Origin of the sequence: Escherichia sp. R1 (genome assembly GCF_003000935.1) — a bacterium.
Lineage (GTDB): Bacteria > Pseudomonadota > Gammaproteobacteria > Enterobacterales > Enterobacteriaceae > Escherichia > Escherichia coli.
This window is the reverse complement of record NZ_PSRU01000026.1, coordinates 19,463-37,558: the sequence shown is the minus strand read 5'-3', so window position 1 is coordinate 37,558 and position 18,096 is coordinate 19,463. Positions and strand designations below refer to the sequence as shown.

The 18,096-nt window shown below is 47.3% G+C and carries 32 protein-coding genes and 3 pseudogenes; 20 read left to right on the top strand and 15 right to left on the bottom strand.

Translation table 11 applies throughout. From position 1 onward, the window contains the following. Positions 1 to 298: 298 nt before the first annotated feature. The 15 genes and pseudogenes from C4F37_RS28465 to C4F37_RS24120 all read right to left on the bottom strand — a co-directional run. Positions 299 to 559 (bottom strand): annotated as a pseudogene (locus C4F37_RS28465) (DUF551 domain-containing protein); the annotation flags it as partial. 207 nt (positions 560 to 766) lie between these two features. Next, positions 767 to 892, bottom strand: a pseudogene (locus C4F37_RS28460) (hypothetical protein); the annotation flags it as partial. A gap of 1 nt (position 893) precedes the next feature. Further along, the gene (locus C4F37_RS24180; protein WP_106106736.1) at positions 894 to 1,544 is read right to left on the bottom strand and encodes an ead/Ea22-like family protein; all 651 of its coding nucleotides are present in this window, start codon (positions 1,542 to 1,544) and stop codon (positions 894 to 896) included. Continuing rightward, positions 1,541 to 2,074, bottom strand: coding sequence for a hypothetical protein (locus tag C4F37_RS24175; protein WP_106106735.1), 534 nt, complete (start codon positions 2,072 to 2,074; stop codon positions 1,541 to 1,543). The genes C4F37_RS24180 and C4F37_RS24175 overlap by 4 nt, the downstream gene beginning before the upstream one ends. Beyond that, positions 2,071 to 2,235: a DUF2737 family protein gene (locus C4F37_RS24170; RefSeq protein ID WP_106106734.1), complete on the bottom strand. Its 165-nt coding sequence runs from the start codon at positions 2,233 to 2,235 to the stop codon at positions 2,071 to 2,073. The genes C4F37_RS24175 and C4F37_RS24170 overlap by 4 nt, the downstream gene beginning before the upstream one ends. 10 nt (positions 2,236 to 2,245) lie before the next feature. Next, positions 2,246 to 2,539: a phage anti-RecBCD protein gene (locus tag C4F37_RS24165; protein ID WP_034169239.1), complete on the bottom strand. Its 294-nt coding sequence runs from the start codon at positions 2,537 to 2,539 to the stop codon at positions 2,246 to 2,248. Positions 2,540 to 2,555: 16 nt separating this feature from the next. Beyond that, positions 2,556 to 3,104 carry a 3'-5' exonuclease gene (locus C4F37_RS24160; RefSeq protein ID WP_106106733.1) on the bottom strand — a complete coding sequence of 183 codons (549 nt, stop codon included), beginning with the start codon at positions 3,102 to 3,104 and terminating at the stop codon, positions 2,556 to 2,558. Positions 3,105 to 3,112: 8 nt separating this feature from the next. Next, positions 3,113 to 3,628, bottom strand: a complete 516-nt coding sequence (gene ssb / locus C4F37_RS24155; protein WP_000168258.1) for a single-stranded DNA-binding protein — start codon at positions 3,626 to 3,628, stop codon at positions 3,113 to 3,115. After that, positions 3,629 to 4,336 (bottom strand): Rad52/Rad22 family DNA repair protein, encoded by a 708-nt coding sequence (locus C4F37_RS24150; protein ID WP_000365280.1) that lies wholly within the window; start codon positions 4,334 to 4,336, stop codon positions 3,629 to 3,631. A 254-nt stretch (positions 4,337 to 4,590) separates the two neighbouring features. Continuing rightward, positions 4,591 to 4,743: a host cell division inhibitory peptide Kil gene (gene kil, locus C4F37_RS24145; RefSeq protein WP_001243355.1), complete on the bottom strand. Its 153-nt coding sequence runs from the start codon at positions 4,741 to 4,743 to the stop codon at positions 4,591 to 4,593. Further along, complete coding sequence (locus tag C4F37_RS24140) at positions 4,728 to 4,862, bottom strand: hypothetical protein (RefSeq protein ID WP_000972063.1); 135 nt, start codon at positions 4,860 to 4,862, stop codon at positions 4,728 to 4,730. The genes kil and C4F37_RS24140 overlap by 16 nt, the downstream gene beginning before the upstream one ends. Positions 4,863 to 4,945: 83 nt before the next feature. After that, entirely contained in the window at positions 4,946 to 5,362 is a 417-nt protein-coding gene (locus tag C4F37_RS24135) for a hypothetical protein (RefSeq protein ID WP_106106732.1), read from the bottom strand. 175 nt (positions 5,363 to 5,537) lie between these two features. Beyond that, positions 5,538 to 6,162, bottom strand: a pseudogene (locus C4F37_RS28295) (Nmad5 family putative nucleotide modification protein). Between the two features lie 11 nt (positions 6,163 to 6,173). Next, on the bottom strand, positions 6,174 to 6,473 hold the full coding sequence (locus tag C4F37_RS24125; RefSeq protein ID WP_106106731.1) for a hypothetical protein: 300 nt from the start codon (positions 6,471 to 6,473) through the stop codon (positions 6,174 to 6,176). Between the two features lie 608 nt (positions 6,474 to 7,081). Beyond that, positions 7,082 to 7,732 carry a LexA family protein gene (locus C4F37_RS24120; RefSeq protein ID WP_000856967.1) on the bottom strand — a complete coding sequence of 217 codons (651 nt, stop codon included), beginning with the start codon at positions 7,730 to 7,732 and terminating at the stop codon, positions 7,082 to 7,084. An 80-nt stretch (positions 7,733 to 7,812) separates the two neighbouring features. On the opposite strand from C4F37_RS24120, the gene C4F37_RS24115 reads away from it, so the two are divergent. From C4F37_RS24115 to C4F37_RS24000, 20 genes are all read left to right on the top strand, one after another. Next, the gene (locus tag C4F37_RS24115) at positions 7,813 to 7,998 is read left to right on the top strand and encodes a Cro/CI family transcriptional regulator (protein WP_000276886.1); all 186 of its coding nucleotides are present in this window, start codon (positions 7,813 to 7,815) and stop codon (positions 7,996 to 7,998) included. 108 nt (positions 7,999 to 8,106) lie between these two features. After that, positions 8,107 to 8,385: a lambda phage CII family protein gene (locus tag C4F37_RS24110; RefSeq protein WP_044066512.1), complete on the top strand. Its 279-nt coding sequence runs from the start codon at positions 8,107 to 8,109 to the stop codon at positions 8,383 to 8,385. Between the two features lie 34 nt (positions 8,386 to 8,419). Next, complete coding sequence (locus tag C4F37_RS24105; RefSeq protein ID WP_000166207.1) at positions 8,420 to 8,566, top strand: DUF2740 family protein; 147 nt, start codon at positions 8,420 to 8,422, stop codon at positions 8,564 to 8,566. After that, positions 8,559 to 9,419: a replication protein gene (locus tag C4F37_RS24100; RefSeq protein ID WP_000067065.1), complete on the top strand. Its 861-nt coding sequence runs from the start codon at positions 8,559 to 8,561 to the stop codon at positions 9,417 to 9,419. Before C4F37_RS24105 ends, C4F37_RS24100 begins: the two co-directional genes overlap by 8 nt. Positions 9,420 to 9,526: 107 nt before the next feature. After that, entirely contained in the window at positions 9,527 to 11,407 is a 1,881-nt protein-coding gene (locus tag C4F37_RS24095; protein ID WP_094283591.1) for a toprim domain-containing protein, read from the top strand. Positions 11,408 to 11,483: 76 nt separating this feature from the next. Continuing rightward, the gene (locus C4F37_RS24090) at positions 11,484 to 11,690 is read left to right on the top strand and encodes a hypothetical protein (protein ID WP_095186730.1); all 207 of its coding nucleotides are present in this window, start codon (positions 11,484 to 11,486) and stop codon (positions 11,688 to 11,690) included. A gap of 17 nt (positions 11,691 to 11,707) precedes the next feature. Then, positions 11,708 to 11,971, top strand: coding sequence for a hypothetical protein (locus tag C4F37_RS24085; RefSeq protein WP_106106730.1), 264 nt, complete (start codon positions 11,708 to 11,710; stop codon positions 11,969 to 11,971). A gap of 199 nt (positions 11,972 to 12,170) precedes the next feature. Next, positions 12,171 to 12,581: a recombination protein NinB gene (locus C4F37_RS24075; RefSeq protein ID WP_000814617.1), complete on the top strand. Its 411-nt coding sequence runs from the start codon at positions 12,171 to 12,173 to the stop codon at positions 12,579 to 12,581. Beyond that, a complete protein-coding gene (locus C4F37_RS24070; RefSeq protein ID WP_001254220.1) occupies positions 12,578 to 12,754 on the top strand; it encodes a NinE family protein in 177 nt (58 codons plus the stop codon). Before C4F37_RS24075 ends, C4F37_RS24070 begins: the two co-directional genes overlap by 4 nt. A gap of 2 nt (positions 12,755 to 12,756) precedes the next feature. Beyond that, positions 12,757 to 13,158, top strand: a complete 402-nt coding sequence (locus C4F37_RS24065) for a hypothetical protein (protein WP_106106729.1) — start codon at positions 12,757 to 12,759, stop codon at positions 13,156 to 13,158. Continuing rightward, positions 13,118 to 13,327 (top strand): protein NinF, encoded by a 210-nt coding sequence (locus tag C4F37_RS24060; RefSeq protein WP_106106728.1) that lies wholly within the window; start codon positions 13,118 to 13,120, stop codon positions 13,325 to 13,327. The genes C4F37_RS24065 and C4F37_RS24060 overlap by 41 nt, the downstream gene beginning before the upstream one ends. Continuing rightward, positions 13,320 to 13,589, top strand: coding sequence for a hypothetical protein (locus C4F37_RS24055; protein WP_001279421.1), 270 nt, complete (start codon positions 13,320 to 13,322; stop codon positions 13,587 to 13,589). The genes C4F37_RS24060 and C4F37_RS24055 overlap by 8 nt, the downstream gene beginning before the upstream one ends. Next, positions 13,589 to 13,879: a DUF1364 domain-containing protein gene (locus C4F37_RS24050; RefSeq protein ID WP_000002243.1), complete on the top strand. Its 291-nt coding sequence runs from the start codon at positions 13,589 to 13,591 to the stop codon at positions 13,877 to 13,879. Before C4F37_RS24055 ends, C4F37_RS24050 begins: the two co-directional genes overlap by 1 nt. Beyond that, positions 13,876 to 14,238: a RusA family crossover junction endodeoxyribonuclease gene (locus C4F37_RS24045; protein ID WP_004031420.1), complete on the top strand. Its 363-nt coding sequence runs from the start codon at positions 13,876 to 13,878 to the stop codon at positions 14,236 to 14,238. Before C4F37_RS24050 ends, C4F37_RS24045 begins: the two co-directional genes overlap by 4 nt. Further along, a complete protein-coding gene (locus C4F37_RS24040; protein ID WP_000994516.1) occupies positions 14,235 to 14,423 on the top strand; it encodes a protein ninH in 189 nt (62 codons plus the stop codon). Before C4F37_RS24045 ends, C4F37_RS24040 begins: the two co-directional genes overlap by 4 nt. Beyond that, positions 14,420 to 15,043 (top strand): antitermination protein, encoded by a 624-nt coding sequence (locus C4F37_RS24035; protein WP_106106727.1) that lies wholly within the window; start codon positions 14,420 to 14,422, stop codon positions 15,041 to 15,043. Before C4F37_RS24040 ends, C4F37_RS24035 begins: the two co-directional genes overlap by 4 nt. Before the next feature lie 968 nt (positions 15,044 to 16,011). Next, entirely contained in the window at positions 16,012 to 16,335 is a 324-nt protein-coding gene (locus C4F37_RS24020; protein WP_000783734.1) for a phage holin, lambda family, read from the top strand. Next, a complete protein-coding gene (locus C4F37_RS24015; protein WP_106106726.1) occupies positions 16,319 to 16,795 on the top strand; it encodes a glycoside hydrolase family 24 protein in 477 nt (158 codons plus the stop codon). Before C4F37_RS24020 ends, C4F37_RS24015 begins: the two co-directional genes overlap by 17 nt. Then, entirely contained in the window at positions 16,792 to 17,229 is a 438-nt protein-coding gene (locus tag C4F37_RS24010) for a lysis protein (protein WP_106106725.1), read from the top strand. Before C4F37_RS24015 ends, C4F37_RS24010 begins: the two co-directional genes overlap by 4 nt. Before the next feature lie 606 nt (positions 17,230 to 17,835). Further along, complete coding sequence (locus tag C4F37_RS24000; protein WP_000807780.1) at positions 17,836 to 18,078, top strand: DUF2560 family protein; 243 nt, start codon at positions 17,836 to 17,838, stop codon at positions 18,076 to 18,078. Positions 18,079 to 18,096: the final 18 nt, after the last annotated feature.

Here is an 18,096-nt window from a genome sequence, read left to right as displayed (position 1 = left end):
CGCCAGTTTGTGGGTGATTTGCTTCTGCAAGCTGCGCAGCCCATTCAAGACCATCTTTTTGACCTTGGAGATAATCAAGTGGCAACTCTTCATGATTACTTGCAGGTTCGGCACCATGAAGCATGGCAGCGTGGCAGGCATCCTCAACGTTCTTCACTGCATCTGCGCAGTAGTTATAGCGATTGCATTCCACTAACTTCTGCTTGAGATTTTCAATTGCTTGCGCGACATCAGCCTGTATTTCTGGAACTGGCGGAACGGCTGTCTGCTGCTCTCGAACGTCATTAGCCGCTATCGGTTCTGCTGCCAACTGACTGGCATATTTGTTAATGGTAACGATAAGCTCTTGCTCAGCCTCATCCAGACAATCACCGATACCTCGCCTGTCACCGTCAAAATCATCGAAATCGGCACGAATCTTGGCAACCTTCAGGATTGCGGACAACACCTCACTAGGAATTACCGGATAGTTGGTTGACGTTTCCGCGATTTCCCGAAAATTATTGGTTGACGAATTCTTGTTTTCCCGAAAGTTTCCGGACTGAAGCATGGCGGCGCGGCAGGCGTTCCAGCCATCTGCGTAACAATCTCTGTGTTTCTTGAAATATGTCACCGCCCTTGGTACATCGTTTACGTCTATTTCATCCGGCACAACCGGCGCAGGTGAGTCAGCATAAACAGGAATAACGTCCGGTTGCTCTTTATTGCTTTCATCCGTTAAAGCCCAGAATAATTTCCCGGCCGGATGTTTGAAAATATAAGCAACTGGTTCTGCTTCCAGCGATGCCAGTGCAATTTCATAAGCACGGCGCTCAATATTGTCTCGAACGTCCAAGCTTCCTATGCGCTCTTTGATTTCTTTAATCAGTTCTTTGTCGGTAAAAGTGGTCATATCACTCTCCTTTGATGCGAATGCCTGCGGCGCGGATTGCAGCGATGACCTCAGAAGCTTTGTATGCCATTACCGTTTGGTAATCATCGTGAAAATCTGTTCGATGAAGCATGCTGCTACGTTCCGGGAGCAGTATTTCCCGATCCTCCAGTTCTGCTATGCGCATCTCTGCGGATTCCAGCTTCTCGCGCATATCGTCAACGTACTCGACCAGAGAACCGCCAGCAGGAATTTCGCACTCCTCGACCAGTTGGAAGTAGATATCAGCTGCGGCCCGTGTGTTGCTATGCCTAGCGTCGCCCATCTCACCTTCACGAAGAGCATCGCGTTCGGCGGTAAGATTGGCTATTTTGCTGTCTTTGCCTTCCAGCTCAACGCGCAGCTTCCCAACAGTAAGAGCAATATCCTCGTTCTCCTGGTCGCGGCTTTTGATGTATTGCTGGTTTCTTTCCCGTTCATCCAGAAGCGCCAGCACGGTTTCTGGTCCGGCCAGAAATTTGAAGGCGTTGAGCGCATCAATATCCACACCGTAATCTTTAAGTTCTTGTTCACTTAACAAATCATCATCAGCTGGCAACATTAACAGGCGTTCCATTGCTGGAATTGCACGTTCCGCCGCCTCACGCAGTGCCTGGTAATTAATTTCGCTCACTGGTTGCCTCCTTTGCGAAGCTGGTCGGCGAACAAACGTACACCAGACGCTTCACTGCGTAGAAACTTAACGGCATAATCAAAACCACCTCGTTCTGCGTCGTCTGCTCCGTTGTCGAGGTTATCTGCGTACATCTCTACCCCCTGCGCCCGTACTTCAGCCAGGAAAGCATCGGTGGCTGGGGTTTCGCTGTGGTGCAGGGCATCGTTGATAATCATTGCAGCAACTCCGGCCTGCCCTGCATCCGTGACCGACACATGCTCAAGAGTTACAGCCATTGCATGTTTCAGCCCCGCATTCTCCGCCGCCAGCGCCGAAAACTTCTCGTGTGCCAACTTAACAGCCGCATCAGCCTGCTTAATTGACTCAATCGCTTTCTGTTGGTCTTCGGACAGAGCTGAAATCTTGGCCTCCGCTTCAGTAAATTTGCGTACCAGATATTCAGCATTTGTTTCGTTAACCTTTAAATCACATGGGATGCATTTACCTTTCAGAAAACCATCCATCTCAATTAGTGACATTTGTTTCATTTCTTCCCACTCCGCCACATCGCATTCAGATATTTGTTTTGATTCACTGATGGAAAAGAATTTCTCTTAAGAAATTCCTCTCTCGATGGCATTGGCTTTACGCGTTGGCGAATAATCATTTCTGCCGGAAGAATGCCGGGATTGTATGCAAGTCCTCTCATGGTAAATTCCTCAGTCATTACTGATAGCGCCATAGCGTGAGCGGTAATTACGCAGGCGCGGGTCAATTTCAGGGAAGTGGGTATATGTGGCTTTGCGGAATGGTCGGATTGATGTCTGGTAAATTCGCTCGAGTTCTTCTTTCTCTGCAAGCCATATACAATGGCGAAATTCCTTTTCCTCTTTCGTTTCCTGCGGTAGCGACATTATCCGATCGTAGTTTTTTCTGAATTTATCCAGCACCTCCGATACGGAATTGCCGGAACAGCGGCGCGCGTCATCCGCACCATACAGAGGCGCTGGCATGGTTTTCTCCTGTTGATTATTTAGCTAACTTTTTCCAGATCGCTGAAACGTATTTGGCTTGGTGAATGGCATCATCAAGCGCGTTGTGGCGAGTTCCTTTGAATGGCATATCTCGCTTAGGGTCGAATCCTATTACCTTCCCAAGTTCGACGATTGTTCTTACGTCGCGGTCATTCCACCACTGCCACGGAACTGGCTGCCCTGTCAGCGAATAACTGTTTCGGAGAATAACGCAGTCAAATGATGCTCCATTCCCCCAAACCTGAACGAATTTGTGGTTAGCGTTCTTTATGATGAATTCAGATAACCATGAAAGAGCCGTTGAAAGCTCCTGAGTGTTGCTGATTAGCGATTTTCTGGCTTCTTCACTCTGTTCCAGCCACCATAAAATCGTTGAAGCGTCAGGACGCGCCCGATATCGCATTGATGACTCAAGCGAGATATTTACCGAGAACTCTTCTCCTGTTTCTCCGGTATTCGGTTCAAAGAATACCGCCCCAATAGAAATAACTGGCGCGTATGGCCCGTTGCCCATTGTTTCAAGGTCAACCATCAAGTGATTCATGTAAGTCCTTAAATTGCGTGAATAGCGTGACGAGGGAAGGGGAGAGTTACTGGTGCAAAGGGGATATCGTCGTCAAAATCCATAGGTGGTTCGCTGTGATTTCCCTGCTGCTGAGGTTGCTGTCTTTGTTGCTGACCATTATTTCGCTGAGGTGAAGACTGTTCATTGCCTCCTTGCTTGCCACCAAGCATTTGCATGGTTCCACCAACGCCCACGATGACTTCGGTAGTGAACCGATCCTGTCCGCTTTGATCCTGCCATTTTCTTGTCCGCAATTTGCCTTCAAGATAAACCTCAGAGCCTTTTCGCAGATATTCGCTGGCAATTTCTGCCAGTTTCCCGCTCATTACCACGCGGTGCCACTCCGTCTGCTCCTTTTGCTCTCCAGTTTTCTTATCACGCCATTGTTCTGACGTAGCAACTGTAAGGTTTGCAAATGCCGTTCCTGATGGTGAATATCTGATTTCTGGATCATGCCCAAGGCGACCAATAATGATCACCTTATTTACGCCTCTGCTTGCCATTTATGCCGCCTGTTTTAGTTCGTTAACTCTGATGTTCATTACCTGAACGCATTTAGCCTGCGCCTCCTCGTTGCCAGCCATTAATTGCCAGTCACGCTGATAACGCTCGATGAGTTTTTTCTTATCAGTTTCTGTTGACGCATAATCGCTGAAGTCTTTCAGGATTTGTTCGCAGTCAACCGATGGAGATTTCTGGTTGGTATTTTCTGGTGATGGTTTGTTATCTGATGCTGGGATTGCCCATCCCGGCAGCGATGGAGGGAGCCAGTAAAATCCTGTTCCATCCTTCAGTTTTGCCCTGTGCCACCCCTGCTTTTTATCGAGAGATGTTTGTGCGAAACCTTCCTCAAGGTTATACAGATACCGACCGATTCCCCACTGAACGGCAGCGCGCTTCATTGCACCGGAACGACCACCTTTGACGGCTTCTACCTGCGTGTTTTCAGCAGCATCCCATTTGGTTACCCATTCGGAATCAATCTTTATCGATATGCCGCATTCAACGCCGCCGTTGTTGGGAATATCGCGGTATTCATTGCGCCATCCTGCTTTGCCGCAAACATCGTCCAGGCGTTTCATGATTGCCCGGTTCGTGACATAAGCCAGCACCATAGCCCACACTTTGCCATCGCGTGTTTTACCGCTTTGCTGTATTCGCCATTCGATATCTTCAGGGCTGAATGGCTCATCGAATTTATTCAAATCCATAATTCACCTCAGAATGGACATGGCCCAAGGAAATAACGCTGGTTTAATACTTCGACTCGTGACAAATTAAGGCATACCCGCATTCCTTCGCGGTCGCCATTATGGCGATACCAGAGAGCTTTCTGCGTGTACATGCGTCTCTGTAACTTGCTCTCCTTCACTGTGGTTGCAAGCGACATGAATATCTCCTTCGTTACCGATTAATTCTTTCATCTGACGAATGAATTCTTCGTCTGAACAGTTATCTGTAAAACTCATTTCCTGCGATACCACGGAAGGTTGATAGCTGATTTCATCGCTTTATTTGCTTCAAGCCACATTTTTGAATCACCAATAAATCGGGCTATTACTGCTTTGTTTTGTGCAGCACGAAGCATCTGGTGATTAATGGCTATTTCATTGCGCATAACGCCTCCAGTTGTTTCTTTGCTGCTCTGATTAATTGTTTAACTCGGCGTGATAATTCAGATTCGTGCGGGTAGAAAGCGGACATGACGCCGCTACCCGCGAGCTGAAAGTGCATCATGGGTAACTCCTTATATTTGATTGCATAACGAAAATGCCTCTCGTGAAGCATTGTTGGTATGCGGTAAAGCCGCGCTTGGCGGCTTATTTGAAGATTTCTATGAAATCAAGAACTGATGATATTTCGTGGTTGAACGATTTTCTTTTGTATCTTTCTATCGCAGAATCTACCTGGTGTTTATAGTCATCGTCGTTTGAGTATTTAACGAAGCATTCTATTGTCTCAGGCGTTACAGCTATAAGGCTCCACCAACCTTCATCAGATTGATATTCAAATCCCATGCTTTCAAGCCATCCGGCATATTTCCCTCCAGCATCTTGCCAGTGTGTCTTTTCTGCAAGGAAGCTGTTAACCGTCATATGTGCATCAAGGCATTTATCCAACTGTTTACCATTAAGTAGCCATGCGCTGACAGTTGCACATCCCAAATCAACTGATTGAGTAGAGATATTGAATTGGTCGTAATCATCTGGATTAACCAGAATATCTGTAATTTTCATAATTCCTCCGTCAAAAAAAAATCGCCCTCACATAGGAGGGCAAAGAAGATTTCCAATAATCAGAACAAGTCGGCTCCTGTTTGGTTACGAGCGACATTGCTCCGTGTATTCACTCGTTGGAATGAATACACAATGCAGTGTTTATTCTGTTGTTAGTGCCAAAAATAAAGGCCGACTATGCGGCCTCGGAAGGAAGTCCAATCATCTTATTCAAATCTTCTACCCGTAAAGCAGGAAGTGCTGTACTTGCTTTATCTGCTTCTTTTGGTAGCAATTCTTTGCTTTCAGGCCAAACCTCAATAAGTCGCTTAACTGTTGTGACTGAGTTCAAAGCAGCCCATACATTTGATTCGATATCCTTTTTCTTGGCTTCAAGTTTTTGTTGCAATGCGCAGATTTCATCAAAACCTTTTTGTTATTTCGTGTTCTGCGCTAAACATGCATTTATCTTTGTTCGGAGTAGGGAGTAATATATCTTCGCCGTTGCCGTCTTTCCCATATGAAAGCCATCCAACCCTTCTGCCAGATACAGTAAGATAAATTGAAGTAGAACTAACATCGTATGAGTAAAATGAACATCCCATCTTTTCAAGTTCTTCACTTATAGCTACCAACTTGGATGATAACTGATCCACTTCCTCAGTTTTCTTTTTACCGCCAAACGCAATAACTCTGGCGTCAAGTGCAAGATGGTTCTTTAACTTTGTTACTTCTTCAAGTTCAGTGAAAACCCCAGACTTAATTAAAGCGTTACGAGCGATTTCCTCTTTCATTCTCGTAGTTAAGCGGATTGATGACATATTAATTCCTCTCAAATAAGTGGTTTGCTGCCTAATTTCATTTTCTGGCGACCAACACAAGTCACACCCATTTCACTGCGTGGCTTGCGGTAGTAAATACGGTTCTGTTTACGCTCGACTTCTTCTGCCTTCTTGCAGCGAAGGCTTCCGAGTGATGTTGCTTTGTCTGCTCTGACGCAACCAGAGAGCTTTAGCGCAATTTTTCGCGCCAGTCGCTGCTCTTGCATTGCCTGTTCACGTTGAGCCTGTCTGCGTGCTCTGCGGCGATTTCTGGCGTTATCGTCAGCCAGATATGTAATGACTACTGTCATGTTGACCTCCGATGAAACAACTTTGGAATTTTTTTTATTACAAAGTGGTTTCCATCCCCGCCAATTAGACGGGGATGGAAGAGCATTTATGAGCCTTCATGGACTCTGCTCGATCAGTTCTATTTAATTAATCTCTCAACTGAATGTAAGTATTCACATAAATCCTCCTACCTCTTGTGCAGCTTTCTTGAATATGGTGGCGGCTGCATAACGCCTATGGAATTGACTTTGGCGATTGGATGGCCGGTGCTGAACTCCGGCTTACTGGTTAGAGCGCCCGCACTACCAGTGACGCTGTCTTGAGGCGCAGATTGGTTACTGCTTGCCATGAGCGCTGTTTATACATTGGTCGAGCATCAGCCTGCTCATTCATCCAATCCCAAAGCCAACTACTCTTTGGTTCCCGCATTTCGGCGGGACAATCCCATCAATGTTAAAGAGCCTGCCAATCTGTTCCGTTTGGCTACCAGCGTCCTGCTGATGGCTTAAATTTAAGATCTCTTTAATTAATGGTCAAGAGTATTTTTGAAGAAAACTTAAATTTTCTTTCGTAACTTAAGTTTGGCTTTGATTTTTAAAGGAAATAAAAAAAAGGGGCGAATGCCCCCTTATGGAAGGTTTGCTAGTTTTGCATCGACAACTACGCCGATGATTTTGCAGTTTCCGTTGATCTCGATCATCGGATATTGTGGGTTAAGTGGTTTTAGAAACTTCCTGCCTGCATCAATAACTAACTTCTTGAAAGTTGCCTCGTTTTCTCCTTCGAGCTTTGCAACTACCAGTTTCCCGTTACGCGGCTCTACTTCAGGATCGACGAGTATTATCATTCCTTCAGGGATACTGAGACCGGCCGGAGCCGTCATTGAGTCTCCCTTCACGTCCAACCAAAACGAATCTTCTGAACAGTCTACGGTTGTATCGTACCAGTTATCTATTGCACGCTTATGATATGGTTCTACAGCTTCCATCCAGCATCCTGCGCTCACCCAGCTAATCAGAGGGTATGACCCTCTTGGATCATGCCTACTGTGATAGGCAATGTTTGAAAGACTTTCCTCTCCTTTCATCAGATAGTCAGGGGAACACTTCAACGCATTAGCCAGGGCGAGAAGATTCTCTCCATTTGGCTCTGTCTCAGAGCGTTCCCACTGAGATATGGCAACATTAGACACGCCGACCATCTTTCCAAGTGCGGCCTGCCTGATCTTGAGTTCTTTTCTCCGAGCGCGAATGCGCTCTCCCATCAATTGAGTTTTCATAGTTAAGACATCTTAAATAAACTTGACTTAAGATTCCTTTAGTGGATAATTTAAGTGTTCTTTAATTTCGGAGCGAGTCTATGTACAAGAAAGATGTTATCGACCACTTCGGAACCCAGCGTGCTGTAGCTAAAGCGTTAGGCATTAGCGACGCAGCAGTCTCTCAGTGGAAGGAAGTCATCCCAGAGAAAGACGCCTATCGACTGGAAGTCGTTACAGCTGGCGCCCTGAAGTATCAAGAAAGCGCTTACCGCAAAGCGGCATAAGCAAATTGCTCTTTAACAGTCATGGTCATCATTCCCGCCGAAATGCGGGAATACAACGCGCATAATTTGATGTGCATAACTTCTTATTTGTTAAGGAAATACTTACATATGCAACTTACAAGTACTCGCAAGAAAGCGAATGCAATTACAAGCAACATCCTGAATCGAATTGCTGTACGTGGTCAGCGAAAGGTTGCTGATGCATTAGGGATCAATGAATCGCAAATTTCGCGATGGAAAGACAGCTTCATCCCAAAAATGGGAATGCTTCTGGCTGTGCTGGAGTGGGGTGTTGAAGACGAGGAATTAGCGGAGCTGGCAAAGAAAGTAGCCATGGTGCTGACAAAAGAAAAGCCTCAAGACTGCTGCAACAGTTTTGAGGCCTGATGTAGAAAGACTGGATCAATCCACAGGAGTAATTATGACAAAACAACTCAGTCCTTACCAGGACAAAATTCACAAACACATACTACGTGATCGCTTCCTGTCCAGCTTCAAGCAGCCTGGTCGATTCCGGGCTGAGTTGGAAAAAGTGAAGCTGATGCAGAAGGAGAAAGGTCATGAGTAATCTTGCAACCGTAACACATTTAAGGCCTTCACAACGGCCTGTGGAGCGTCGTGTGGCAGAAGTTGAAGATGGTTATACCCGTCTTGCAAATGCCCTGTATGAAGAGCTTATCGGCGCAGATTTAACGAAAAATCAGAGCAAGGTTGCCCACGCCATATGCCGTAAAACATACGGCTACGGTAAAAAGATGGATCGCATCTCTGATAGTCAGTTAGCTCAAATTACCAGGCTGCCAAGACAGAAGGTAAACAAGGCCAAGAATGAGCTTATCGCGATGAAGGTTATCCTTCGCGAAGGCCAGCAAATCGGGCCTAACAAGAACATCGAGGAATGGCAAATCGAAGGGTGTCACTACTCTGGTGATAATGTCACTGCATTGGTGACAAAAAGTGTCACCAAAACGGTGACAGCGCTGTCACCAAAACAGGGACACACAAAAGAAACTATTACAAAAGAAAAAAGAAATAATAAAAACACTATGTCCGAAAGTGTTCGGACGGAGTGTGAAAAATCACCTGACCGTCACGAAGAAACCGACAAGGCATTCGAGGAAATATTCTGGTGTGCAGGCATGCGGAAAGCCGGGAAGAAAAACGCAGCTTCGGCATTCAGAACACAGTTCAGGGAATGGCGTAAAACTACCAGGGGTACGGCAAGCGAGTTTGCCACGATGCTGGCAGAAGACATCGCATGCAGGAATGGTAAGCAGTTCGGATTCGACAGGTTGTTACCATCGAGCTACCTGAACGGTCAACGCTGGAACGACGAGAAGCCAGAAACCATTCAACCACAATCCAAACCATCATCCGCAATCACCGTATCGAAAACTGGCTACGTGTTTTTCGACAGGTGAACCATGAAATCAAAAATCAAATCGCTACTGGTCGCTGGTTATAACCACGGCTGGTTAAGTATTTCGTTTGTCGATTTCTGGTTTAAAAATCTCAATCTGAGGGAATCATGAGGCCAAGTGAACTCAGCGACCTGCTTTGGGCGCAGGTTGACAGGGTGGCTCCGCACCTGTTGCCAAACGGCAAGAAAGAGGGGCATGAGTGGGTTGCCGGTAACGTCAACGGTGACAAGGGAAACAGCCTTAAGGTCAACCTTAGCGGCAAGAAAAAATGGGCTGATTTCGCTGAGGGAGACGGCGGTGACATGCTTGATTTGTGGATGGCATGTCGTGGAATTAACCTGCATCAGGCTATGCAGGAAGCGAAAGCCTTTCTCGGTATCAAGGATGACGATCACCATTTCGATGCCAAACGTGAGAAGAAATTCTCCAGACCTGATCGCAAGAAAATCGCCCGCTACGTTACCAGAACAGAATCCCATCTTGAGTACCTGCAATCGCGTGGCATATCGCCAGAAGTAGTAAAGCGCTACGAGGTTGTCAGCGGCAAGGTGTGGAAGGGAGAACGAGAACTTGATGCACTGGTGCTTCCGTACAAACGCGATGGTGAGTTGTTGCAGGTCAAGCGAATCAGCACTGAGCGCCCGGACGGGAAGAAAGTCATTATGGCAGAAGGTGATTGCGAACCTTGTCTGTTCGGATGGCAGGCTCTGGACGCTGGCGTGAGGGCGGTTGTGCTTTGCGAAGGCGAAATTGATTGTATGAGCTATGCGCAATACGGCATCTCGGCGTTATCCGTGCCGTTTGGTGGAGGGAAAGGCGCTAAGCAACAGTGGATTGAGTTTGAGTACCACAACCTCGACAGGTTTGAGGAAATATTCATCTCGATGGACGTTGATGATGTTGGTCGTGAAGCCGCAAGGGAAATCGCAAGCCGACTCGGTGAACATCGTTGCCGTCTTGTTACTCTGCCGTACAAAGACATCAACGAATGCCTGATGAACGGTGTTACCGAGGATGAAATCTGGCAGTACATCGGCACGGCATCCTACTTCGATCCTGAAGAACTCTACAGCGCGCGAGAGTTTTACCAGGACACTATCAACGCTTTCTACGGCAAGCAGCAGTATCTGTTTAATCCACCGTGGGAATCTCTCGCAGATAAATTCCAGTTCCGTGAGGCCGAGTTGACGCTGGTCAATGGTGTGAACGGTCACGGAAAAACGGAGGTTGTCGGGCATATGGCACTTGAGGCAATGCGTCAGGGTGTGAAGACGTGCATCGCGTCACTTGAGCTGAAGCCAGGCATTCTCCTTAAGCGACTTACCCGTCAGGCAACGTGCTGCAAGATGCCGCCAGTGCTGGAAATTGACTCTGCATTTAAATTTTATGACGAAAGACTTTGGGTGTTTGGCCTGACCGGAACGGCGAAAGCCGACAGGCTGATCGAAATATTCGACTACGCTCGCCGCCGATACGGCATCCAGTTATTCATCATCGACAGCCTGATGAAATGTGGCATAGGCGACGATGACTATAACGGGCAGAAGGCGTTTGTTGACTCGATTTGCGATTTCAAAAACAAAACAAACTCCCACGTCATTCTCGTTACTCACTCGCGAAAAGGTGACAGCGAAGAAAAACCAACCGGGAAAATGGACGTAAAAGGCTCTGGAGCGATAACAGACCTGACAGACAACCTTTTCATCATCTGGCGTAACAAGGCTCGCGAGAGAGCGTTACAGAGAGTTCAGAGTGGTGAAAAGATGTCAGAGAAGGACGAACAGCTACTGGCATCTCCGGCATCTGTTTTGATGCTTGAAAAACAACGTAACGGCGAAGGTTGGGAAGGTGGTGTCCCGTTGTTCCTTGACGAGCAATCGCACCAGTTCCTGCAACTTGAATCAGGATCGCCATATAGCTACATCGCCAATATGCCGAAATCGGAATATGACGAGGCGTGGCGACAGGAAAACGTGACGGAGTATTAAATGACCATCTACATCACTGAGCTAATAACAGGCCTGCTGGTAATCGCAGGCCTTTTTATTTGGGGGAGAGTAAATCGTGGCTGAGTTTATGCTCGTCGCACTCAAATGCGTTGGCGTTGGATGGATTCTTCTGACGTTATTTATTGTTCTGCATAGCTACATTCGTCTTGTGAATGACGGTAAAGACCCATGGTATACGTTGTTTGGCGCTGCATTTGTCTGGGTGATTATCGGTGTTGCGCCTGTCGCTGTAGCAAAAATGGCGTGGCGTTTTGTGAGTTGAACTGAGGTTAAGTATCGATGGATGAATCAAGAAAGCAGTTTGAAGAATGGTTTGAAAATTACACCGGATGTGATCCTAAAAATAAAATATACGCCAATATGGTTGAGATGTATTGGCAAGCGTGGAAGGCATCGCGAGCAGCTATCGAGATTGAGCTGCAAAAGCCAAAGAAAGGCCCACTTCCCGGTGATTATCACATTGGCTATGACTCAGGTGCAGAATCGCAATACGAAAGCGATGTAGAGGCTATCCGCGCCGCTGGAATCAAAGTGAAGGAGTGAGCATGAGTCGACGAAGTAGCTTTTTGGGGTTTGTAATATTCCTGTCCTGCACTGGTTACATCGTAATCTGGTCAATTTCGAACATTGACCGTGGCGGGGAATATCTCATTGTAATGTTCTTTCCTTTGTTTCTTGGGTGGTACGCCGCAAGGTTGCTGGAAGAATGGGGTTACAGGCATAAAAAATAAAGGAGTGTTCAGTGAAGCAAACAATATTCCTCCGAACTAAGCAACAACAGCAAGCCGCAATCAACGCCATCCTCGCAACTCCTCTCGATAAAGACAAGCCAGTCACCATCCGCATTACTGACTACAAGCGAAATCTTGACCAGAACGCAAAATTTCACGCGATGGTCGCAGATATCGCCAGGCAAGTTCAGTGGCGCGATAAATGGTTAAAACCAGAACAATGGAAGGTTTTGTTGATCAGCGGTCATGCAGTGGCAACAAAGCAGGAAGCTGATGTTTTGCCCGGGCTTGAAGGCGAATACGTCAACATTCGCGAAAGCAGCGCGCAGATGAGTGTGAAGCGTATGGCAAGTCTGATTGAGTACACGACAGCATGGGCTATTGGTCAGGGTGTCAGGTTTACCGACAGGAGGTACGAATGAGACGACAGCGACGAAGTTTCACCGACATAATCTGCGAAAACTGCAAATACCTTCCAACGAAACGCTCCAGAAATAAACGCAAGCCAATCCCAAAAGAATCTGACGTAAAAACCTTCAACTACACGGCTCACCTGTGGGATATCCGGTGGCTAAGACATCGTGCGAGGAAATGACAATGCTTTTAATTCAACCTGGATTTGGCCTTAGCATCAAAAAATGGCACATGTTTGGCGAGAAAGAGTCTCAACGAAAAATGGTGCTTATCAAGTTGCCATTTATCAGTATTTGTTGGCTAAACAGGGAGGCAGCAAATTATTTGTCTACATGCGCCAGAGCAGCATTTAACGACCCTGAGTGGTTTGTAGAAAACCATCACGCTGTTCGTCAGGCAAAGAGAAAGGCCAATACGACATACATGAAGGCGTATCGAAAAGCATGGAAAGAACACCGCGATCGATACCAACAAGACATGGAAAAGCTTGAATCAGAAAACATGGAATTAAGACGAAAGCTTGGTGAAGCAAAACGAGATATTGATGCTTACAAGCGACTTTTTAATGGTGAAAGCCATGCTTAGTCCATCCCAATCCATTCAATACCAGAAAGAAAGCGTCGAGCGAGCTTTAACGTGCGCTAAATGCGGTCAGAAGCTGCATGTGCTGGAAGTTCACGTGTGCTCAGATTGCTGCGCAGAACTGATGAGCGATCCGAATAGCTCAATGTACGAGGAAGAAGACGATGAGTGATTTCTCTGAGCTTATTTCCTTCAAAAAAGACAGAGAAGAAATGCGGACTGAATCTGTCTATTACGTTCAACACCGGAATAAACGCTCGGTGCTTGATCAGGAGTTGGTTATTACCGGAGACCTGGCATTCAGAACATATAAGGCCAGCATGGAAATGAAGGATTTCCCTAAATGTGGTTCTGAAAGAGAAGCTGCGTTAAAGCTGGCTGAGTGGATGCAGAGAATGGCTGCTGCAATTGAGAATTACTGGAGTGAACCATAATGGCTAACCTACGCAAAGAAGCGCGCGGCAGAGAATGCCAGGTACGTATTTACGGCGTATGCAATGGCAATCCTGAAACTACAGTTCTGGCACATTACCGGATGGCTGGAATTTGCGGAACGGGAATGAAGCCTGACGACCTGATCGGCGCATGGGCTTGTAGCGCGTGTCACGATGAAATCGACCGACGCACCCATAACCTCGACAACAAAGACGCCAGACTTTACCACCTCGAAGGCGTAATCAGGACGCAGGCGATACTGCTGAAGGAGGGGAAGATTAAGCCATGAACGAATATCAGTTTGTGCTTCCTTACCCGCCGTCGGTGAACACCTACTGGCGAAGACGGGGAAGCCAATATTACATAAGCGATAAAGGCCAGAAATACCGAAAAGACGTACAGCAAATAATCCGGCAACTCAAGTTAGACATTTTCACCAAATCACGACTCCGCATCAAAGTCATCGCAGACGTTCCAGACTCCCGCCGCCGCGACCTCGACAACATCCTGAAAGGTTTACTCGACTCCCTTATCCACGCCGGATTTGCGGAAGACGACGAGCAATTCGATGACATTCGCGTAATTCGTGGCGTGAAAGTACCAGGCGGAAGGCTTGGAATAAAAATCACCGAACTGGAGAGCGTATGAACGCCACAATTCAAACGATACCAGAGCTTCTTATCCAGACACGAGGCAATCAGACCGAAGTGGCGAGGATGCTTTCCTGCGCAAGAGGAACAGTGCTCAAGTACAACCGAGACAGCAAAGGCGAGCGTCACGTAATAGTTAACGGCGTCCTGATGGTCAAACAGGGCAAGAGGGGAAGACGATGAGACTCGAAAGCGTAGCTAAATTTCATTCGCCAAAAAGCCCGATGATGAGCGACTCACCACGGGCTACGGCTTCTGACTCTCTTTCCGGTACTGATGTGATGGCTGCTATGGGGATGGCGCAATCACAAGCCGGATTCGGCATGGCTGCATTCTGTGGTAAGCACGAACTCAGCCAGAACGACAAACAAAAGGCTATCAACTATCTGATGCAATTTGCACACAAGGTATCGGGGAAATACCGTGGTGTGGCAAAGCTCGAAGGAAATACTAAGGCAAAGGTACTGCAAGTGCTCGCAACATTCGCTTATGCGGATTATTGCCGTAGTGCCGCGACGCCGGGCGCAAGATGCAGAGATTGCCACGGTACAGGCCGTGCGGTTGATATAGCAAAAACAGAGCAGTGGGGGAGATTTGTCGAGAAAGAGTGCGGAAGATGCAAAGGCGTCGGCTATTCAAGGATGCCAGCAAGCGCAGCATATCGCGCTGTGACGATGCTAATACCAAACCTTACCCAACCCACCTGGTCACGCACTGTTAAGCCTCTGTATGACGCTCTGGTGGTGCAATGCCACAAAGAAGAGTCAATCGCAGACAACATTTTGAATGCGGTCACACGTTAGCAGCATGATTGCCACGGATGGCAACATATTAACGGCATGATATTGACTTATTGAATAAAGTTGGGTAAATTTGACTCAACGATGGATAAATGCACTCGTTAAATAAAGCCCTGAGTTAATAGCTCGGGGCTTTTTGCGTTTGCACAACAGGTAAGAGCATTCTCCCTTATGGGGCTTGGCTTAAATGCACCGAGTGCTCTTATCGTTGTGGCAGCACAACGATAGTTTTCGTCAGAGTTGGCGACTTTGCGGGTTTTTAGAAACTGACCACAAAGATAAATGCAAACGATGATTTGATGTTGATGGCGGCCTAAGAAACCAAAATCACTGGGTCTTCCGACTCCCAGCTACCAAATTCGGCGCACTGGCCCGGTGTGATTAATAATGGGCACCCATTCAAATGTACCCTCGGCAGGTTCGATTCCTGACTAGACCCAGATGGCGACGGGGAGGGTCCAATTGAGTGGGTAACAACGGGCATGTCGCCTTAGTAAATCCCTCAAGGGTGCGACGCATAGACCGGTACTAGCGTCGCCGTTAGCTCCACGAAACGGAGCGCACAACAGGTAAGAGTATTTGTAGAGTTCGACTCTCTACCGTGGGCTTTTTCCCGCGATGCGAGCCATAAATGCTCTTTCCGTTGTGCTGAATTAAGCGAATGCCGGAAGCAGAACCGGATCACCAAATGCGTACAGGCGTCATCGCCGCCCAGCAACAGCACAACCCAAACTGAGCCGTAGCCACTGGCTATCCTGAATTCATCAGTGATAGTTACGCTGCGGCCTTCTACACATGACCTTCGTGAAAGCGGGTGGCAGGAGGTCGCGCTAACAACCTCATGCCGTTTTGCCCGTGCATATCGGTCACGAACAAATCTGATTACTAAACACAGTAGCCTGGATTTGTTCTATCAGTAATCGACCTTATTCCTAATTAAATAGAGCAAATCCCCTTATTGGGGGTAAGACATGAAGATGCCAGAAAAACATGACCTGTTAGCCGCCATTCTCGCGGCAAAGGAACAAGGCATCGGGGCAATCCTTGCGTTTGCAATGGCGTACCTTCGCGGCAGATATAATGGCGGTGCGTTTACAAAAACAGTAATCGACGCAACGATGTGCGCCATTATCGCCTGGTTCATTCGTGACCTTCTCGACTTCGCCGGACTAAGTAGCAATCTCGCTTATATAACGAGCGTGTTTATCGGCTACATCGGTACTGACTCGATTGGTTCGCTTATCAAACGCTTCGCTGCTAAAAAAGCAGGAGTAGAAGATGGTGGAAATCAATAATCAACGTAAGGCGTTCCTCGATATGCTGGCGTGGTCAGAGGGAACTGATAACGGACGTCAGAAAACCAGAAATCATGGTTATGACATCATTGTTGGCGGAGAGCTATTCACTGATTACTCCGATCACCCTCGCAAACTTGTCACGCTAAACCCCAAACTCAAATCAACAGCCGCCGGACGTTACCAGCTTCTTTCCCGTTGGTGGGATGCCTATCGTAAGCAGCTTGGCCTGAAAGACTTCTCTCCGAAAAGCCAGGACGCTGTGGCACTGCAACAGATTAAAGAGCGTGGCGCTTTACCGATGATTGACCGCGGTGATATTCGTCAGGCTATCGACCGTTGCAGCAATATCTGGGCTTCACTGCCGGGTGCTGGTTATGGCCAGTTCGAGCATAAGGCTGACAGCCTGATTGCAAAATTCAAAGAGGCTGGCGGAGCGGTCAGAGAGATTGAGGTATGAGCAGAGTCACCGCGATTATCTCCGCTCTGGTTATCTGCATCATCGTCTGTCTGTCATGGGCTGTTAATCATTACCGGGATAACGCCATCGCCTACAAAGCCCAGCGCGACAAAGCCACGTACATCATCGCTGACATGCAGAAGCGTCAACGTGACGTAGCAGAACTCGATGCCAGATATACAAAGGAGCTTGCTGATGCTAACGCGACTATCGAAAGTCTCCGTGCTGATGTTTCTGCTGGTCGTAAGCGCCTGCAAGTCGCCGCCACCTGTGCAAAGTCAACGACCGGAGCCAGCGGCATGGGCGATGGAGAAAGCCCAGGACTTACAGCAGATGCTGAACTCAATTATTACCGTCTCCGAAGTGGAATCGACAGGATAACCGCGCAGGTTAACTACCTGCAGGAGTACATCAGGACGCAATGCCTGAAATAATCGGGCGATGAAAAACAAAAAAAACAGGAGCAATACATGACTAAGCTTTATCACCGCATCTCAACTTTTCTCTCTGGTTGCTGGGCGTTCATCACGTCTATTTCGTTCGCCATCTTTAGTTTCGGTAGCACAGCGTGCTCGCTTAGTCGGGGTCTGTGGCGTGCTATTTCAGCACTAGCGCCGAAATTTTTACCTGAAAAGGCTGTTTGGCGAATTGTAGAGCGAATGTGTAGTGAGAGCGTTCGCGAGAAGATTAACGTATTTGGACGTCATCCTCGAAATACAGGCGCATTGTGCAGTCCGTTACTGTAGTCATTACAAAGCCCATCTACGGGTGGGCTTGATAATGAAACCGGAATTTATTCTGGGAAACCAGTTACGGCAGTACCGCGAAACAACCCAAGCCAGTAAGTGGGGAAATAACACTGGCAGCCACTGAAAGATGAACCTCCAGCCTTATGGCAAAAAAGATTCTTTGTGGTGGCGGACTGATGGAAAGACATCGGTTATTGCAGAGGCCATTCAATGAGTGGTCTCGACAATGGCTTATACCCTACACGGGATAACTTAACTGATATCCCTTTTAACGGATAAACGGAGCCAACAATGGCAGAGATTATTCCCATGACTGAAGAACAGAAATTCAAGTTAGAAATTTACCGACTGCTATCTAAGAACAATTCAGCGGCAGAGGAAGCTTTTGCATTCATTGGTGCTGACCAACTGAAACTGGAATTGTTCAAGTTGCACTACAATGATGGCGGTGCAAATCCAGACTTCACATCTCGCACTATCGAAGCGGTGCGTAAATCGAAGGAAGCGTTAGACCTGTTCACCACCGGAGCATGATGCTCAACCTGAAATAAC